The sequence below is a fragment of the Pseudomonadota bacterium genome, from assembly GCA_034189865.1.
In the GTDB taxonomy this organism is placed as follows: Bacteria; Pseudomonadota; Gammaproteobacteria; order UBA5335; family UBA5335; genus JAXHTV01.
This window is the reverse complement of the sequence record JAXHTV010000003.1, coordinates 160,223-178,088: the sequence shown is the minus strand read 5'-3', so window position 1 is coordinate 178,088 and position 17,866 is coordinate 160,223. Positions and strand designations below refer to the sequence as shown.

The window sequence follows — 17,866 nt, the reverse complement described above, 5'->3', positions numbered from 1 at the left end:
CTCGACTACCGCAGTTAATGGCAATCAAGCACTGATGTGAGAGTGTTGTATTTGGAGTTCGTCTTGTTTTCCTACTCGTGCCGGCCGGCGATTAAGTTATCGACAACGGTGGGGTCGGCCAGGGTGCTGGTGTCGCCCAGTTGGTCTAGCTCGTCGGCGGCGATCTTCCGTAAAATTCGACGCATGATTTTTCCGGAACGGGTTTTGGGTAAGCCGGGCGCCCAGTGGATTTCATCCGGTTTGGCGATCGGGCTGAGTTCTTTTGCCACCAAATTCATGAGCTCTTTGCGTAAAGATTCGCTTGGCTCGATACCCTTCATCAATGTCACGTAGGCATATACGCCTTGGCCTTTCACCTCGTGCGGGCGCCCGACCACTGCGGCTTCGGCCACATTCGGATGCAGGACCAAAGCGCTCTCGATCTCCGCGGTTCCCAGTCGGTGTCCCGAAACGTTGAGCACATCATCGACTCGGCCGGTAATCCAGTAGTATCCATCGGCGTCGCGGCGGGCGCCGTCACCGGTGAAATAGTAGCCCGGAAAGGCCGAAAAGTAGGTGTCGATAAAGCGTTGATGGTCGCCATAAACGGTGCGCATCTGACCGGGCCAAGGGAATTTGAGCACCAGATTTCCTTCACCGGCGCCTTCGATTTCTTTGCCTTCATTGTCCAGCAACGCCGGTTGCACCCCAAAAAAAGGATGCGTTGCCGAGCCGGGCTTTAAGTCGGTTGCGCCGGGCAATGGTGCGATCAAGATGCCTCCGGTCTCGGTCTGCCACCAGGTATCGACCACGGGGCACCGGCCGAGGCCGACCTCGCGGTGGTACCATTCCCAAGCTTCCGGGTTGATGGGTTCTCCCACCGTTCCGAGCAGCCTCAGGCTGCTGCGTTGGGTCGACTGCAGCGGATCGGAACCGTGGGCCATCAACGCGCGAATGGCCGTGGGCGCGGTATAGAAGATGGTAACCCCGTGGCGGTCGATCATCTCCCAAAAGCGGGAAACGTTAGGGTAGGTCGGTACGCCCTCGAACATCACGGTGGTGGTGCCGTTACACAGCGGACCGTAAACGATGTAGCTATGACCGGTGATCCAACCGACATCCGCGCTACACCAGTAGATGTCGTCATCGTGGCAGTCGAGCACATAGCGGTGCGTCATGGCGGCATGCAACAAATAGCCACCGCTGGTGTGGAGTACGCCTTTAGGCTTCCCGGTGGAACCGGAGGTGTACAGAATAAAGAGCGGATCTTCTGCATCCATGGGTTCCGCCGGGCAATCGGCGGTGGCGTCTGATGTCAGTTCCTCGTACCAAACATCTCGCGATTCGGACCAAGCGATCTTTCCACCGGTGCGGCGAACGACCACGACGTCATGCACGTTCGGGCATTGTTCCAGGGCCGTGTCGACGTTGCTCTTGAGGGGTATGGTTCTTCCACCTCGGACCCCTTCGTCGGCGGTGATGACGGTTCGGCAGTCAGCATCGAGGATACGGTCACGCAACGCCGCCGGCGAGAAACCGCCGAATACCACCGAATGGATCGCACCGATACGGGCGCAGGCCAACATGGCCACGGCGGCTTCCGGGATCATTGGCATATAAATGCAAACCCGATCACCCTTCCGAACTCCACGCTGCTTGAGCCCATTGGCCAATCGACAGACCATTTCGTGGAGTTCCCGATAGCTGATACGCCGTTCCAGACCGGGTTCGTCACCTTCCCACAGGATGGCGGTTTTCTCACCCTTCGACGCCAAGTGCCGATCCAGACAGTTGTGGGTGACGTTGAGCTGCGCGCCTTGGAACCAGCGGATCAGGCCACTACGGTAGTCCCACTCGAGGACACGATCCCATGGGGCGGACCAGTCGACGAAACGCTCGGCCTGTTCGGCCCAAAACGCTTCCGGTTCGGCTACGGATCGTTGGTATTGCTGCTGATAGCTGGCTTGATTGATGAACGCACGACCGGCGAATTCGGGTGAAACAGGGTAAATCTTCTCACTCATCTCGATGTTTTCCTCGTGTGCGCCTGGCATGGTTCTGTTTTGAGTGTTGGCCAGTATGCGTTTGGTCGTCAACGCATGCAATCTTCCGCGGACGCCCCCATGACCACTTCGCGTTTACGGGGGATGGCCGCCGGCTGCCAATGCAGTACGGCCCATTGCAGCAGTGTTTTCGGCGACATTTTGGCGGCATCCTCAGGTAGCGGCTGACCCAGATACTGCAAGGCGTGGCCGAGTGTCTCCGTCGGGGGGCGTTCGGCGATCGCTTGCGCCTGGAGACGCTTGCTGAGTTTCAGGCCCCGGCGATAAACGGCAACGGGTATATGAAGATAAGTCGGACGGACGTATCCCAGCAATTGTTGAATGGCGATCTGCCGAGCGGTGGAGTCCAGTAAATCTGCACCACGAACGATTTGGGTTATTCCCTGGCCGAAATCATCAATCACCGCTGCCAGCTGATAGCTGAACACGGCATCGGCGCGAAGCAGCACCAGATCGCCCACATCCCGATCGACCCGTTGGCAGGACCTTCCTTGGACTTCATCGGTGAACTCGATTGTCCAGGCGGGTATGCGGAGCCGCAGTGCATGCCGAATGTGGTCGGGAACGGTTTGGTTCCGGCAGGTGCCGGGATAGACCGGTCCGTCAATTCCCATCACCCCCAGGGAAGCGATTTGTTTTCGGCTACAGCGACACCGGAAAACCAAATTCCTATCATCTAGCAACCGTATGGTTTCTTGGTAGTGGTCGATACGTCGGCTTTGATAGATCACCTCGCCGTCCCACTCAAAGCCGAAGCGTTCCAGGTCGCGGAGGATGCTGTCAGCGGCACCGGGGACATTACGAGCGGTGTCCAAATCTTCAATTCGAATCAACCACTGGCCCGATGCATGTTTGGCGTGGAGATAGCTCGCCAGGGCGGCGACCAGGGACCCGAAGTGCAGCGATCCTGTCGGTGAGGGGGCAAACCGACCGCATGGCCGTTTCGCGTGGGTACTCTGTGCAGGGGTGGGTTCGGCCGTCATAGCAAATGCTAGCCTGCCGACGCGGCGAGTTGCGCCGCGCGATTTCCTATCGCTGGGTAGGCTTTTGTCCGGCGATGACGGTCAGCCGCCCAAGGTGCGTTCGCGTATTTCGTCCAGGCTTTTACAGTCCACACATTGAGTGGCGGTCGGCCGTGCTTCCAGGCGCCGAATTCCGATCTCGATTCCACAGCTTTCGCAGTAACCGTAGTCGTCGGAATCCAGTCTGTTGATGGCCTCGTCAATTTTCTTCAGTAGTTTGCGTTCGCGATCCCGGGTGCGCAGCTCCAGACTGAATTCCGATTCCTGGCTGGCTCGGTCGTTGGGGTCGGGGAAATTTGCCGCATCGTCTTGCATGTGGTGGAGCGTACGATCGACCTCTTCCATCAATTCTCGTTTCCAAGCCAGCAGGATCTCACGAAAATGCGCACGCTGCGCTTGATTCATGTATTCCTCGCCTTTGTTAATGGGATAGGGCTCCAAGCCCTTAACTGGCGGGTTCACGGGCGCTTCGACAGGCCGCTTCTTTGACGGCATGAGGGTGACTCCTAGCTCGATCGACAAAAAAACAAAGCGCGATTCTATACCAGAACTCAGAACGTGGCGCAAGAAATGGCTGCGTACGACCGGGTTGGTGTTTCGCCTGAATGGTTGATTGCAAATCTTTCGCGTGGTCGCAGACTAAGGGAATTGCACGTACGGTGAAGGTGTCCAATTCGGCGAGCGGTTCTCGGCCACGACTCGGGTATAAATCCCGCCCCGGACATTGAATTCCGCCTCCAGGCGCATGAAGCGGGGCTTACAACTTTCGACCAGATCGTCCAGGATCCGGTTAGTGACCGCTTCGTGGAAGGCACCTTGATTGCGATACGACCACACGTATAGCTTAAGCGATTTGAGTTCGATACAGGCTTGGTCCGGGACATATTCCAGGTGCAGTGTGGCGAAGTCGGGTTGGCCCGTCTTAGGGCACAGACAGGTGAATTCCGGAATGCGGATTCGGATGGTGTAGTCTCGCTCGGGATTGGGGTTGGGGAACGTCTCGAGCAGCTCCACGGAAGGTTTCTCGGGCGGGGGTATGGACATCGTTGCTTAACCTGCGTAATTATCCGTTCATTTTGCGGCCCGCTATTCTACACCACTCACTTAGGTATCCGTGCGACGGCAACCCGCGCGATGCGGTCATTCAGGCGGCGCCTCGATGAAATTGTGATCGGGACAACATGCGTCTAAGCAAAATCAAACTGGCAGGCTTCAAGTCGTTTGTGGATCCCACCACGATCGTGTTTCCCGGTTCGTTGGTCGGCGTCGTCGGCCCCAACGGTTGTGGCAAATCCAATATCATCGATGCGGTGCGATGGGTGATGGGCGAGAGTTCGGCCAAACACCTTCGGGGCGATGCGCTCTCTGACGTGATTTTTAACGGTTCGAGTACCCGTAAGCCGGTGGGGCAGGCCTCCATCGAATTGGTGTTCGATAATAGCTCGGGGCAGTTGGGCGGACCCTACGCCCAGTACGCCGAGATTTCGGTCAAACGTCTGCTCTCACGTGATGGCACCTCTCACTATTACCTCAACAATGGGCGCTGCCGACGCCGCGATATCACCGATCTTTTCCTCGGTACCGGACTAGGCTCGAGAAGCTATGCCATCATCGAACAAGGGATGATTTCCCGGTTGATCGAAGCCAAACCCGACGAGCTGCGGGTTTTACTGGAAGAAGCCTCGGGTGTTTCCAAATACAAGGAGCGGCGTCGGGAGACTGAAAACCGCATTCGTCATACCCGTGAAAATTTGACCCGTCTTTCGGATTTGCGCGACGAGTTGGAAAAACAACTTGCCCATTTACAACGGCAGGCCAAGAACGCTGAAAAATACAAGCAATACCGGGCGGATCAACGCAAAACCGAAGCGGAACTCGCCGCTCTGCATTGGCGCGAGCATCAGCGACAGACCGGTCAACTGGAACGGGCACTGACGGAAAAAGAAACCGCTCACCAGGCGGCGATTGCTGCCCAGCGGGCGCTGGAAGCTGCCATCGAGAAGGCACGGGCCCGCCAAAATGAAACCAACGAGGCTTTTCAGGCCAGTCAGGAGCGTTATTTCAACGCCGGTGCCACGGTCGCCCGTTTGGAGCAGGAAATTCAGCACGCCAAAGAGCTCCGCCAACGGCAGGAACAGGAAAGACTGGAACTGGAACGGACGTCTCGAAAATTATCCGATGAGCTTGCCGAGGACCAACGGGCCGTTGATCAAGCGGGCCAGGCCCTGGCGGAGTTGGAGCCGGCGTTCAACCGGGCGTTAGAAGAAGAACAAGCGGCCAAAGCTGCGGTTCGACAGGCGGAGCAGCAGGGCAGTGAGGTTCAAAAAGCCTGGGAAGCTCTCCAGGCGCGCATCAATGAGGCCGAGCGTACGCTGAGCGTGGAAAGCACCCGCCAGGATCAAATCACCCAGCGCGATCACGATGCCGATCAGCGGCTTGCCCGACTGAACGAGGAATGCACGCGGCTGAATGCCGAGGCCTTGGAGCAAGAACTATCGCAGTTGGCACAATTCGCCTCGCAACTGGAGGTCGATGACGGCAACGCTCATCAGGCACTTCGGGATGAGACGGATCGGATCACGCGGCTTCGCGGGCAACTGCAACAGGTCCAGACCGAACTTCATCAAACCCAAGAGCAGTTGCAAAAGGCGAGCGGACGTTTGGCGTCTTTACAAGCGCTCCAGCAGGCGGCCTTGACCGACAATGCCCGGAGTGCGCGTGACTGGCTGCGCGAACGATCATTGGATGAATCCCCGCGTCTTGCCCAGTCGCTGGATGTGGCGGCGGGTTGGGAACGCGCGGTGGAAATGGTGCTGGGATCGCAGTTGGATGCCGTGTGTGTTCCGCTGAGTGACGATTTACTGGCGCAGCTGGCGTTTTTGGAACAGGGCAGACTGTCTCTGATCGATCCCAGCGCGTCCGCATCTGGGTCGCGAGGAACGCAAGCTTCGGGCAGCTTGGCTGCGCAAGTGAGCGGGGCCGGCCCGTTGGCGGCTCTCTTGGAACCGGTTCTAACCGCCGCGACACTGAGTGAGGCCATCGCGCGCAGTGAACAACTGGCGCCTGGTGAGTCGGTGATCACGCCCGATGGATTTTGGTTGTCTGCAAGCTGGGTTCGGGTTGTCCATCCCGACCCCAAAGAGGACGGCGTGCTCAAACGCGAAAGGGATATCAAATCGCTGACCCAACAATCGGCCGGTCTGGATCGGGATGTTGGACGCTTGTCCGAGTCGCTGGAAGCACTCAGAGGGCAATTGTCACAGGCCGAGCGGGAGCGAGATCGCCGTCAGTCGATCGCCAATGATATTCACCGTCGGCTCGCCGATGCCAAAGCGAAACGAAGCAGCACCGAGCAGCGCCTGCGACAGACACAAGAGCGAATGGAGCGGATTGCCGCGGAGCGTCTCGATTTACAGCGTTGGCAAGCCGAATGGCGCGCGCAGCGCGAGCAGATTCAATCCCACATTCGGAGTACCACCGAACAACTGGCGGGTGCCAAGGCCGAACAGTCGGAGATGACCGCCCGACGAGAAGCGATCCAGTCGGAACTGGCGCAGCGTCGTCATGATCAGTCTGCCTGTTCCGAGAAGCGCCAGAAACTCGATGTCGATCGACAGGCAGCCCGCAGTCGCCTGGAATCCGGTCAGCGGCAGATCGAGCGCCTACTCGCGCAACACCAGCAGATCGTGGGTCGACAGCAGTCGCTTACTGAGACGTTGGCCGAGCTGGATCAGCCGGAGCAGGCACGGCAAACCGGGCTTGAGCAGGCGCTGGCAAAGCGCTCGGAGGCGGAGCGTGGGCTGGCCGAAGCGCGGAATTCGCTGGCCGGCGTAGACCAGGAAATACGGGAGCTTCAGCAGCAGCGCGACGGTCAGGAGGCGGCGGTGGGCGCCAGTCGCGATGTGGTGGAACGACTTCGCATGCAGCGCCAGGAGCAACAGGTTCGCTGTCAATCCTTCGAGGAAAAGCTGGCGGAAATGGGGCATCAAGCTCAAGCGGTGGCCGACAGCTTGCCGGACGAGGCCGAACCGGCGGTCTGGAACGAGCAATTGCAGGGCATCGTGCGGCGGATCGAACGGTTGGGTCCGATCAACCTGGCGGCCATCGACGAATATCAAAGCCAGTCGGAACGCAAATCCTACCTGGACCAACAAGATGCCGATTTGACCGCAGCGATGGAGACCTTGGAACAAGCCATGGCGAAGATCGACCGAGAGACCCGGGCCCGTTTTCAGGATACCTTCAATCGCTTGAACGAAAGTTTTCGGGCCAAGTTTCCGCGGCTGTTCGGGGGTGGCGAAGCCTATCTCGAACTGGAAAGCTCGGACTTGTTGGAAAGCGGTGTGCGAGTGATGGCCCGTCCCCCAGGTAAGCGGAATAGCCATATTCATCTGCTTTCAGGCGGTGAGAAAGCGCTGACCGCGGTCGCTTTGGTGTTTGGAATTTTCGAGTTGAACCCGGCCCCGTTCTGCATGCTGGATGAAGTGGACGCGCCGTTGGATGAGGCCAATGTAGGAAGGTTCTGCGAGCTTGTACGGGACATGTCGGAGCGGGTGCAGCTGATACTCGTCACACACAACAAAACCACAATGGAAATGACCCAGCAACTGCTCGGCATTACCATGAAAGAGCCCGGTGTTTCGCGCGTGGTGTCGGTGGATATTGAAGAAGCCGTCGAAATGGCAGCGGTCTGAAGAGGCGAGAGCGAGGAATGACAGGACTCAGGTGGACCATACTGATTATCGGCGCGCTTTCGTTGCTCATCATCTATGTTCATGGCCGACTTAGAATACGATCGGGAGCGAACGCAGACACGGATTCACATCCGACGGTGGACCATGACGCGCTCGTCGAGCGTCGAGAACCGGCGTTGGATGCCGCGCGATTGGATATGGATGAAGTGGCTGATACCGTGCCCGTTTTGGGTCCGGCGGCATCATCGATCGTGGATCCGGATAATGAATCAGCGGTCGAACCCAGGATTGAAGAGCCGGTATTCGACGAGCCCGATGTCGAACAACCGAATATGAAGCAGCCGGCGCCGACAATTCCGCCGGTTGAGGAGCCGGCACAAGAAATCGAAGAACCGTCGGACGGTCCCGAACCGGACAACCCCACACCAGTGGTGTTTTACGTCGTGGCACCCCGAGGCGAGGAGTTTCTCGGCACGGAAGTCCTGCAAGCCCTCTCTGCCCAAGGGTTAGTGCTGGGTGAGGATCGTACCTTTCACCGTTATGTCAGCCCCGACCGAACACAGGGTTCGTTGTTTCGGGTAGCCAACGCCATGGAGCCCGGCGCTTTCCCCGAGAATGTCGAGGACTTGGTGACACCGGGATTGGCGTTTTTCGCCGTCCTGCCGGCGATCAAGCCAACGTACGTGGTGGTCCGGGAGCTGTTCACGGCGGCTGAGGCCGTGTCGAGAGGATTACACGGGCGTTTGTTGGGCGACGACCGGGAGCCGGTGACGCCAGAGAAAGTCCAACAGCTGATCCAACGGCACAGCCTACTGGATACAAAAACGCCTGATTCGCCGACATGAAAATTCCCAAATCAGTCAGCGAACGGGCGGCTCACCTGCGCAGGGCCATTGCCTACCACAACCGGAAGTATTACGTCGACGACAACCCGGAGGTCCCCGATGCCGAGTACGATCGGCTCATGCGGGAGCTTGAGGATCTCGAAGCGCACTATCCGGAGTTGGTGAGCCCCGATTCTCCAACGCAGCGCATCGGCGCCGCGCCAGCATCGGGTTTCACGACGGTCACGCACGAACAACCGATGTTGTCTCTCGGCAATGCCTTCGAGGAGCAAGAAGTTGCCGATTTCGACCGCCGCGTTCGGGAACGTCTGACTGACGTCGAATGCATCACTTACTGCGCCGAGCCCAAACTGGATGGCGTGGCCGTCAGTTTGTTGTACGAATCCGGCCGCTTGGTTCGCGGTGCCACCCGTGGCGATGGACGTCGTGGCGAGGACATCACCCATAACGTGCGGACCATTCGCAGCATACCCTTGCAGCTCGAAGCCGGATTCGGTGCTGGGCGAGTCGAAGTTCGTGGTGAGGTCTACATGACGCTCGCCGGGTTCGCACAACTCAATGAACGCATGACCGAGGCGGGGCAAAAGAACTTTGTGAATCCCCGCAATGCGGCAGCCGGCAGTCTGCGGCAGTTGGATCCCCGGATCACTGCCGAGCGACCGCTGCGCTTTTTCGCCTACGGCCTGGGTATCTACGAAGGCCATGACGTTTTGCCGGCAACGCAATGGGACATTCTCGAACAACTCAAAGCCTGGGGTTTGCCCGTCTCCCCGTTGGTTCGTCGCTGTGACGGGGTCGAGGGGTGTTTGGATTACTATCAAAAGATGGGTGAGCAACGCCCGCGCTTGCCCTACGAAATCGACGGCGTGGTTTACAAAGTCGACCGAGTCGATTGGCAGAATATCCTTGGCTACGTGGCGCGGGCACCCCGTTGGGCTGTGGCTCACAAGTTTCCCGCGCAGGAGGCGTTGACCAAGGTTCTCGCGATTGAGTTTCAGGTCGGGCGCACGGGGGCATTGACGCCGGTGGCCCGGTTGGAGCCGGTATTTGTCGGTGGCGCCACAGTGAGCAATGTCACGTTGCACAATATCGACGAGCTGCACCGCAAGGACGTGCGTGTCGGCGATACCGCCTATATTCGCCGGGCCGGTGATGTCATACCCGAACTTGTGCGGGTTGTGGAGCACGAGCGGCCGCCCGGTGCGCAACCCGCGAAGTTGCCTGATGCGTGCCCGGTTTGCGGTTCAGCCGTGGTACGCCCGGAAGGAGAAGCAGTGGCCCGCTGCAGCGGGCAGCTCAGCTGCCCCGCGCAACGCATGGCTGCGATACTGCATTTCGCCGGTCGGCGGGCGATGGATATCGACGGCCTTGGTGACAAGCTGGTGGCCCAACTTATTGAAGAAGGGGTGATCAAAACCGTTGCCGATCTGTACGGACTGACCCTTGAGCAATTGATTTCGTTGCCCCGCATGGGCGAGAAATCCGCGAGCAATCTGCTCGCGGCGATTGCCGGGAGCCGGCAGACCACATTTGCGCGCTTTCTCTATGCTTTGGGAATACTCGGTGTGGGTGAGGTGACCGCACAGCAACTGGCGGCGCATTATCCGCGTTTGGATGAACTCATGGCCGCCGATACCGAGGCCTTGGAACAGGTTCCCGGCGTGGGACCGGTGATTGCGACCCAAATCGCCGCGTTTTTCCGCGAACCTCACAATCGCGAGGTCATCGCCCAGTTGCTGGACTACGGCATCCGATGGTCCGAAACGGGAAGGGAAACCGGCTCGGGCGAATTGACCGGCAAAACCTTCGTGTTGACCGGGACCTTGGAGTATTTGACCCGGGAGGCGGCGAAAGAAGCCATCCAGGTTCGCGGCGGCAAGGTCACGGGCAGCGTGTCGGCCAAAACGGATTTTGTGGTGGTGGGCGAGAATCCCGGCTCGAAAGCCGATAAGGCAAGCCGATTAGGTATCCCCATGTTGAACGAGGAACAACTGTTGAACCTGCTGCAGGGAGAAGGCGATGACCACGACACCTGATAGCGTCGCGAGACCGTCGCTTCGTTTCACCGTGTGGGCGGCGTTAGCCTTCGCTTGTCTTACTTCGGGTTTGGCGAACGCCGAGCCCGAGGGCGGCCGGTTTCAGGTTTGCCCCGCATCGCCCAATTGCGTCTCGACGCGGGCGACGGACGAATTACACCGCGTGGAACCCTTTGCGTTCGAAGGTCCGCCCGAAGCGGCATTCGACCGTTTGCGCGAGATTGTGAAGGCCGAGCCGAGAACCCGAATCGTGACCGATGAGGCGGGATATGTTCACGCGGTTTTCATCACCCGCTGGCTGCGGTTTCGGGATGATGTGGAGTTTCAACTCGATGCGGACGATGGGGTGATCCACGTGCGCTCGGCCTCGCGAGTGGGCTACGGCGATATGGGTGTCAATCGAGCACGGGTTGAAAGCTTGCGCGCGGCGTTCGCGGCAGAAAAGACCGCATCCGACCGCGAATCCGAGCCCTGATAGCGACACAGGCTCCGGCCGGAACGACCGGAGCCTGTGTCAGGGAGCGCCGAGCTATTCTTTGTCGGCGGCGGGGGATAGGTCGATAGTCGCCGAGGCGCGCAAGGTTTCGAGGTATTGCTCGATTTTCTCGCCGCGGGCTTGGCCCATCAGCAGTCCCTGCACTTCTTCCATCGGTGGCGTTTCGTAGTCCCGGGTTTCATCCAACTGAATCACGTGCCATCCGAAGCGGCTTTTGACCGGCGCGGAACTATAGGTTCCGGTTTCCATGGCGCCGACGGCTTCGGCAAACGGCGGCGTCATCCGGTCCAGCGTAAACCAGCCTAAATCGCCACCCACGTCCTTGCTGGTATCTGTGGAGTGCGCTGCCGCCAGTTCGGCAAACGAAGTGCCCTGATCCAGCTCGCTGATGATGGTTCTGGCCAGTTCTTCGTCCTCCACCAGGATATGCCGGGCGTGGTATTCCTTGTCCGGAAGGCTGGCCGACCACTGTGCGTAAGCCGCCTCAATGTCCGATTCGTCGATGGGGTTGGCTTCCAGATAATTCTGCACGGCGGCGGTGGCGAACGTGGTGTAATAAGCGATGACGAGCTGACTGGCGACGTCGGCTTGGTTTTGCAGGCCTTGCCGCTCTGCTTCCTGTGCCAGTAGCTCCATATCAATAATGCGCGGAATCAGGTCTTTACGCTGTTCGTCACCTTCGGGGCCTTCGGGCACCCCTTGGGCCGCGGCGAAGGCGTTCACCAGCTCTTCGCTGATGACTTGGTCGTTGATCTGGGCTTTGACGCTGCCACCTTGCAATACCATCGGGCGCAGCCGGGTGGGTTCCTCAGCCGGCGTCTCGGCCGCTTGTTGACAGCCGGACAGGATTAAGCCGACCGTGAAAATGCCGGTCAGCAGGGGGATCCGTTTAATCATGGTGTGGGAGTTCCTTTTCTCAAAAGGGAAGGTGAGCGGGTTGGTTAGTCGGACCCGGGCGCTTCGGCCGGGGCTTTTGCCTGAATTCTCAATGCATGAATGTCGGTCTTCATCAGCTCCCCTAAGGCATCGTAAATCATCCGGTGGCGAGCCAGTGGCCGCTGATCGGCGAAGGCCGCGGCGACAATGACCACGGCAAAATGGCCTTTGCCACTTTGGGCGCCTGCATGACCGATGTGCAAATGACTTTCGTCGATGACTTCCAAGTGATCCGGCTGAAAATGTTTTTCCAGGCAGGCTTTGATGGTCTCTACCCGTTCGTTCATGCCGGCAGCACCCGCTTGAATGGCGATATATCGACGTGCGAAAACACCCCTGCTAGATTGTAAGGATCCTGCTCGGCCCAACGCTCGGCAGCGGCGAGCGATTCGAATTCTGCCACGATCAAGGAGCCGCGATATCCTGTGTTGCCGGGATCTTCTCCGTCCACTCGCGGCAAGGGCCCGGCCAGTACCAATCGACCGGCGTCCTGTAATTGGGCGAGGTAGGCAAGGTGGTCAGGGCGGGCGCTGGCACGCCGGCTGAGTCCATCCTGTGAATCGTGGCAAAGGATCATGTATAACATCGGCTCGTCAACCATCCTGTGGCGGAGAATCCCGCTGATAACGCACGCCCCGATCAGTTGGCGAGAAACCCCGACCGAGGCTGCCGCCGTTGTTTCGCGGATGGCCATCATAGCGAATGCCGGTTTCGATCCCAAGCGCCGAGTTCCGCTCGTCGTTCATCCGTTTGCGAGGCGATACGTCCTATGACGCAGTTCTTTTCCATTCACGCTGAGAACCCGCAACGCCGGCTGTTGAGTCAGGCCGTCGAGATCATTCGCGATGGCGGTGTGATCGTATACCCCACCGATTCGTGCTACGCGCTTGGTTGCCATATCGGCGATAAAGATGCGATGGAGCGCATTCGGCGGATTCGGGGTTTTGACAAGAACCATCATTTCACCCTCGTTTGCCGGAATCTCAATGAGATCGCCGTGTACGCCAAAGTCGATAACACCGTCTATCGTTTGATCAAGACCATGACACCGGGACCCTATACGTTTTTGCTGCCCGCCACACGCGACGTGCCCCGGCGGCTTCAGAACCCCAAACGCAAGATCATCGGCATTCGGGTGCCCGATCACCCGGTGGCTCAGGGTTTGCTGGAACTGTTGGACGAACCGTTAATGAGCTGCACGCTGATGTTGCCCGGCGATGAGTTGCCGCTCACGGACCCCGTTGATATTCAGGAACGACTCAATAAACAGGTGGACTTGATACTGGATGGCGGCAATTGCGGCTTCGAACCGACCAGTGTGATTGATTTCTCCACCGGCGTTCCGGAAGTGATTCGAGAGGGGAAAGGCGATTGCTCGATGCTATCGGTTTAATGGAACGTGCGTCCCAACGCTATATAATCAACCGTCCAAAAATTGTTCTGCGTGTTCAGACGGACGCGCAGGGACGCTCGTGAACTCGCACAACAGGAGAGGGTGTGCCTAGCCATTCAAATCAGCCCAACCGGGTCGTATCCGGTATGCGGGCATCGGGGGCCTTGCATCTGGGGCACTATCACGGTGTATTGAAAAACTGGTTGCGGTTGCAGCACGAAATGGAATGCCTGTTTTTCGTTGCCGACTGGCACGCGCTCACCACCCACTACGAAACGCCCGAGGCCATTGCCGACACCGCCATCAACATGGTGGTTGAGTGGCTGGCGGTGGGTGTGGACCCCCGTCAGAGCAAGATTTTTATTCAGTCGCAGGTGCCTGAGCATGCCGAGTTGCATCTGCTGTTGTCGATGATCACGCCCCTGGGTTGGCTGGAACGGGTGCCAACCTATAAAGACCAGCAAGAAAAGCTCAAAGAGCGTGATCTGTCCACCTATGGCTTTCTCGGTTATCCGTTGCTGCAAAGCGCGGATATTTTGATTTACAACGCCACGCTGGTGCCGGTGGGCGAGGATCAGGTGCCCCATGTGGAGCTCACCCGCGAGATTGCCCGGCGTTTCAATCATCTGTTCGGGCGCGAACCGGGTTTCGAAACCAAGGCGGCGGACGCCATTCGCAAGATGGGTAAAAAATCCGCCAAGTTGTTCCACGATCTGCGTCGACGTTACCAGGAGAAGGGGGAAGAAGAAGCCCTAGAGGTGGCGCGGGCGCTGGTAGAAGATCAGAAAAACCTGACGCTCTCGGACCGGGATCGGTTATTGGGCTATCTGGAGGGTGGCGGGCGTATCATTCTGGTAGAGCCGGAGGCGTTGCTCACCAAGGCCGCCCGAATGCCAGGACTGGATGGCAACAAGATGTCCAAATCCTACGGCAACACCATTGCATTGCGTGAATCGCCCGAGGACGTCGATCGCAAAATTCGCACCATGCCCACCGACCCGCAGCGGGTTCGCCGGGATGATCCCGGCGAGCCGGACAAGTGTCCGGTGTGGCCGTTGCACCAGGTCTATTCCTCGGCGGATGTTCGGGATTGGGTACAAAACGGCTGTCGCAGTGCGGGCATTGGCTGCATTGACTGCAAGCGGCCGCTGATCGACGCCATCCACGCTGAGCTCGCACCGATTCAGGCCCGCATCAAGGAGCTGGATCAGGATCCCGATCAGGTCCGCGGGATTCTTCGGGAAGGCGCAGAAGAAGCGCGCGAGTTGGCTCAAGAGACCTTGTTCGATGTCCGCAAGGCCATGGGCCTGGATTACCGTTAGGTGGTGGAGACGGACACCCGAGCGCCTGATGAGCGGACCGCCGAACACGGCGAGGCCGCGGTGACCGACAGTCCGGTTGCGGTGGTGGCGGGGCAACCGCTCGATGCGTTTCCGCAGGACTTGTACATCCCTCCCGATGCGCTGGAAATCTTTCTTGAAACCTTCGAGGGCCCGCTCGATCTGCTGTTGTATCTGATCAAAAAGCAGAACCTGGACATCCTCGATATCCCGGTGGCATTGATCACCGAGCAGTACATGAGCTACATCGAATTCATGCAGGGCATGCGATTGGAGTTGGCCGGCGACTATCTGGTGATGGCGTCAATTCTCGCCGAGATCAAATCGCGCATGCTGCTTCCCCGTCCCGAGACGGTGGATGACGATGAGTCCGATCCGCGCGCCGACTTGATCCGGCGGCTCCAGGAATACGAGCGAATCAAACAAGCGGCGGAGGATTTGGATGCCTTGCCGCGGGTCGCACGTGATCTTTTTCCCGTGACGGTCGCCTGCCCGGAGCCGCCGGATCTGGAGCGGCCGTTGCCGGATGTGGATCTTCGCGACCTGATCACCGCGTTCCAGGCGGTACTGGCGCGGAGCGAAGCTTTCGCGCACCATCATGTGCAGCGGGAAACCTTATCGGTGCGGGAAAAGATGTCGATGATTTTGGCGACCTTGCGTCAGCGCGAACATATCGAATTCGCTGAACTTCTCTTGTCCGGTGAAGGGCGATTGGGTGTGGTGGTGACGTTTTTTTCCGTACTCGAATTGGCCAAAGAGGCATTGATCGAACTCCAGCAAACCGCGCCGTTTGCGCCGATTTACGTCCGTGTACCGGACGTCGGCCGCAGCGCCGTGGTGCCGGCAGAAAGTAGCTGAGCCGGTGTTCACCCAGTCACTAGAGACACGAGTTTGAGCGACGACCGAACCCTCATTCACGTTTTGGAAGCCGCCCTGATGGCGGCGGCCGAACCGCTTTCGGAAGACCGCCTCCTCGGCTTGTTCGAGGGTGAGGATCAACCCGACAAGCGCATGATCCGCCAAGCTTTGGAGGATTTAACCGGCCGTTATGCCGACTCGGCCCTGGAGTTGGTGCGGGTCGCCAGCGGTTTTCGCTTCCAGATTCGCAATGACTACGCCCCTTGGGTGGCGCGGTTGGAGGCCGAACGGCCAGCGCGTTATTCGCGGGCCCTGTTGGAAACCTTGGCGTTGATCGCCTACCGTCAGCCGGTGACCCGGGGTGAGATCGAGCATGTGCGAGGCGTGAGTGTGAGCACCCATATCATTCGCACGCTGCTGGATCGGGGGTGGGTCCGGGTGGTGGGGCATCGGGAAGTACCCGGTCGGCCGGCGCTCTATGGCACCACCCCCGCGTTTCTGGATTACTTTAACCTTCGCTCTTTAACCGAGCTGCCGGCACTGGCCGAGTTCCGGGATCCCGACTCATTGAACGTGACCTTGGCGTTGGCATCGGATCCGGAATCGTCTCAGGCCGAAGTTTCGGCGGAACACGACACCCATGAATGACCCATCAAACCCGGCAGCAGGCCAGCGGTTACAGAAAGTCCTGGCCGATCGCGGCTTGGGTTCCCGGCGAGAAATCGAAACGTGGATCGCCGCCGGACGGGTAAGCGTCAACGGCAAAATCGCCGAGTTGGGCCAGCGGATCGTCGGTCATGAATCGGTCTGCATCGACGGCAAACCGGTGACCTCGGCGCCGGCTGCTGCGCCTCGGGTATTGCTTTACAACAAACCCGAAGGTCAGCTGACGGCCCGTAAGGATACGACCGGCCGCGATACCGTTTTTGCGCATTTGCCGCCCCTGACGGAGGGGCGCTGGATCGCTGTCGGGCGTTTGGACATCAACACCGCGGGCTTGCTGCTCTTTACCACCGATGGTGCATTGGCCAATGCCTTAATGCATCCTCGGGGAGAGCTGGAACGGGAGTACGCCGTTCGGGTACTGGGCGAGGTCTCGGGTGAAGTCATCGGCGCGCTGCTTCGAGGGGTGGAGCTGGACGACGGACCGGCACGATTCGCGTCCATCAGCGAAGGGGGTGGCCAGGGCGCCAACCGTTGGTACCGGGTGGTGCTGAAAGAAGGCCGCCGACGGGAAGTGCGCCGCTTGTGGGAGTCTCAGGGCGTCACGGTGAGTCGACTTATTCGGGTGCGTTTCGGCCCCATCCGCTTGCCGGGGACACTGCGTTCGGGTCAATCCCTGGAGCTCGCTCGGGGGGAGATGGCGAAACTCTACCGCGCCGGCGGGTTGTCAGTACCCAAAGCTCGCAAGATTCCTCCCCCGAATCAGTCGCCTGGCAGTGAGAGAGTGGAGCGAAAGGGCGGTGCGACTCGGCCAGGTTCCCAGCGTTCGGCCCGTCCCCGTCGCAGCGATCGGCGAAAACCACCTCGCCGATGACCCCCCAAGGCCTGACCACGGTCTATGAGCGTTTGCTTACAGAATACGGGCGGCAACATTGGTGGCCGGCCGAGGAGCGCTTCGAGATTTTGGTGGGTGCCGTATTGACCCAAAACACCTCGTGGACACAGGTAGAAAAGGCCATCGCCACGCTGCGGTCGGTGCGCTGCCTGACACCGGAGGCGCTGCTCGCGCGCACGGCGGTCGAGTTGGGTGAGCTCATTCGGCCGGCGGGCTATTACAACGTCAAAGCACGCCGGCTTCAGGCCCTTTGCCACTGGTTCGTCGAAAGCGGCGGATTCGCGGCGCTGGAATCCTGCCCGACGGAGAGTTTGCGACGGGGGTTGCTCCAAGTCCATGGCGTCGGGCCGGAAACGGCCGACTCGATTCTGCTTTATGCGTTTTCCCGCGCGGTGTTCGTGATCGACGCGTATACCCAGCGCCTTTTTTCTCGTTTGGGTTTGATTGCCGGGCCGATGCCTTACGAGGCACTGCGTGCGGCGGTGGAAAGCCATTGGCCGGCCGGTGGGTCGGTAGATCAATATGGGGAGTATCACGCCTTGATCGTCGCCCATGCCAAACACATCTGCCGACCCAGACCCCATTGCTCGTCCTGCGTGCTGGCCCACCAGTGTCGCCATGCCAGAGCAAATTCGGTGAGCTGAGG

Annotated in this window: 17 protein-coding genes; 10 read left to right on the top strand and 7 right to left on the bottom strand. The window is 59.3% G+C overall.

All coding sequences use genetic code 11. The annotated features are described in order from the left end of the window. Positions 1-71: 71 nt before the first annotated feature. From acs to queF, 4 genes are all read right to left on the bottom strand, one after another. On the bottom strand, positions 72-2,003 hold the full coding sequence (gene acs / locus SVU69_02830; GenBank protein MDY6941932.1) for an acetate--CoA ligase: 1,932 nt from the start codon (positions 2,001-2,003) through the stop codon (positions 72-74). Between the two features lie 68 nt (positions 2,004-2,071). Continuing rightward, positions 2,072-3,025: a tRNA glutamyl-Q(34) synthetase GluQRS gene (gene gluQRS, locus SVU69_02825; GenBank protein MDY6941931.1), complete on the bottom strand. Its 954-nt coding sequence runs from the start codon at positions 3,023-3,025 to the stop codon at positions 2,072-2,074. 81 nt (positions 3,026-3,106) lie between these two features. Then, entirely contained in the window at positions 3,107-3,559 is a 453-nt protein-coding gene (gene dksA / locus SVU69_02820) for an RNA polymerase-binding protein DksA (protein ID MDY6941930.1), read from the bottom strand. Between the two features lie 144 nt (positions 3,560-3,703). Continuing rightward, on the bottom strand, positions 3,704-4,108 hold the full coding sequence (queF, locus tag SVU69_02815) for a preQ(1) synthase (GenBank protein MDY6941929.1): 405 nt from the start codon (positions 4,106-4,108) through the stop codon (positions 3,704-3,706). A gap of 137 nt (positions 4,109-4,245) precedes the next feature. On the opposite strand from queF, the gene smc reads away from it, so the two are divergent. From smc to SVU69_02795, 4 genes are read left to right on the top strand one after another with little or no spacing between them, the layout of a single operon-like run. Then, the gene (smc, locus tag SVU69_02810; protein MDY6941928.1) at positions 4,246-7,758 is read left to right on the top strand and encodes a chromosome segregation protein SMC; all 3,513 of its coding nucleotides are present in this window, start codon (positions 4,246-4,248) and stop codon (positions 7,756-7,758) included. A gap of 17 nt (positions 7,759-7,775) precedes the next feature. After that, a complete protein-coding gene (locus SVU69_02805) occupies positions 7,776-8,603 on the top strand; it encodes a cell division protein ZipA C-terminal FtsZ-binding domain-containing protein (GenBank protein ID MDY6941927.1) in 828 nt (275 codons plus the stop codon). Next, a complete protein-coding gene (gene ligA, locus SVU69_02800) occupies positions 8,600-10,639 on the top strand; it encodes an NAD-dependent DNA ligase LigA (GenBank protein ID MDY6941926.1) in 2,040 nt (679 codons plus the stop codon). Before SVU69_02805 ends, ligA begins: the two co-directional genes overlap by 4 nt. Next, positions 10,623-11,114, top strand: a complete 492-nt coding sequence (locus SVU69_02795) for a DUF1499 domain-containing protein (GenBank protein MDY6941925.1) — start codon at positions 10,623-10,625, stop codon at positions 11,112-11,114. The genes ligA and SVU69_02795 overlap by 17 nt, the downstream gene beginning before the upstream one ends. A 54-nt stretch (positions 11,115-11,168) precedes the next feature. Here the strand turns inward: SVU69_02795 and SVU69_02790 are convergent, their stop codons facing one another. From SVU69_02790 to SVU69_02780, 3 genes are read right to left on the bottom strand one after another with little or no spacing between them, the layout of a single operon-like run. Next, complete coding sequence (locus SVU69_02790) at positions 11,169-12,032, bottom strand: peptidylprolyl isomerase (GenBank protein ID MDY6941924.1); 864 nt, start codon at positions 12,030-12,032, stop codon at positions 11,169-11,171. 44 nt (positions 12,033-12,076) lie between these two features. After that, on the bottom strand, positions 12,077-12,358 hold the full coding sequence (locus tag SVU69_02785; GenBank protein ID MDY6941923.1) for a BolA family protein: 282 nt from the start codon (positions 12,356-12,358) through the stop codon (positions 12,077-12,079). Further along, positions 12,355-12,657, bottom strand: coding sequence for a YciI family protein (locus tag SVU69_02780; GenBank protein MDY6941922.1), 303 nt, complete (start codon positions 12,655-12,657; stop codon positions 12,355-12,357). Before SVU69_02780 ends, SVU69_02785 begins: the two co-directional genes overlap by 4 nt. Positions 12,658-12,840: 183 nt before the next feature. Here SVU69_02780 and SVU69_02775 point away from each other — a divergent pair, with 183 nt between their 5' ends. The 6 genes from SVU69_02775 to SVU69_02750 all read left to right on the top strand — a co-directional run bounded on the left by SVU69_02775 (position 12,841) and on the right by SVU69_02750 (position 17,864). After that, positions 12,841-13,464: an L-threonylcarbamoyladenylate synthase gene (locus tag SVU69_02775; GenBank protein ID MDY6941921.1), complete on the top strand. Its 624-nt coding sequence runs from the start codon at positions 12,841-12,843 to the stop codon at positions 13,462-13,464. A 104-nt stretch (positions 13,465-13,568) separates the two neighbouring features. Then, positions 13,569-14,786: a tryptophan--tRNA ligase gene (locus tag SVU69_02770; GenBank protein MDY6941920.1), complete on the top strand. Its 1,218-nt coding sequence runs from the start codon at positions 13,569-13,571 to the stop codon at positions 14,784-14,786. A 60-nt stretch (positions 14,787-14,846) separates the two neighbouring features. Beyond that, positions 14,847-15,662 carry a ScpA family protein gene (locus tag SVU69_02765; protein ID MDY6941919.1) on the top strand — a complete coding sequence of 272 codons (816 nt, stop codon included), beginning with the start codon at positions 14,847-14,849 and terminating at the stop codon, positions 15,660-15,662. A 33-nt stretch (positions 15,663-15,695) separates the two neighbouring features. Next, complete coding sequence (gene scpB, locus SVU69_02760) at positions 15,696-16,310, top strand: SMC-Scp complex subunit ScpB (protein ID MDY6941918.1); 615 nt, start codon at positions 15,696-15,698, stop codon at positions 16,308-16,310. Next, positions 16,303-17,199: a pseudouridine synthase gene (locus SVU69_02755; GenBank protein MDY6941917.1), complete on the top strand. Its 897-nt coding sequence runs from the start codon at positions 16,303-16,305 to the stop codon at positions 17,197-17,199. The genes scpB and SVU69_02755 overlap by 8 nt, the downstream gene beginning before the upstream one ends. Further along, entirely contained in the window at positions 17,196-17,864 is a 669-nt protein-coding gene (locus tag SVU69_02750) for an endonuclease III domain-containing protein (GenBank protein MDY6941916.1), read from the top strand. Before SVU69_02755 ends, SVU69_02750 begins: the two co-directional genes overlap by 4 nt. Positions 17,865-17,866 lie beyond the last annotated feature (2 nt).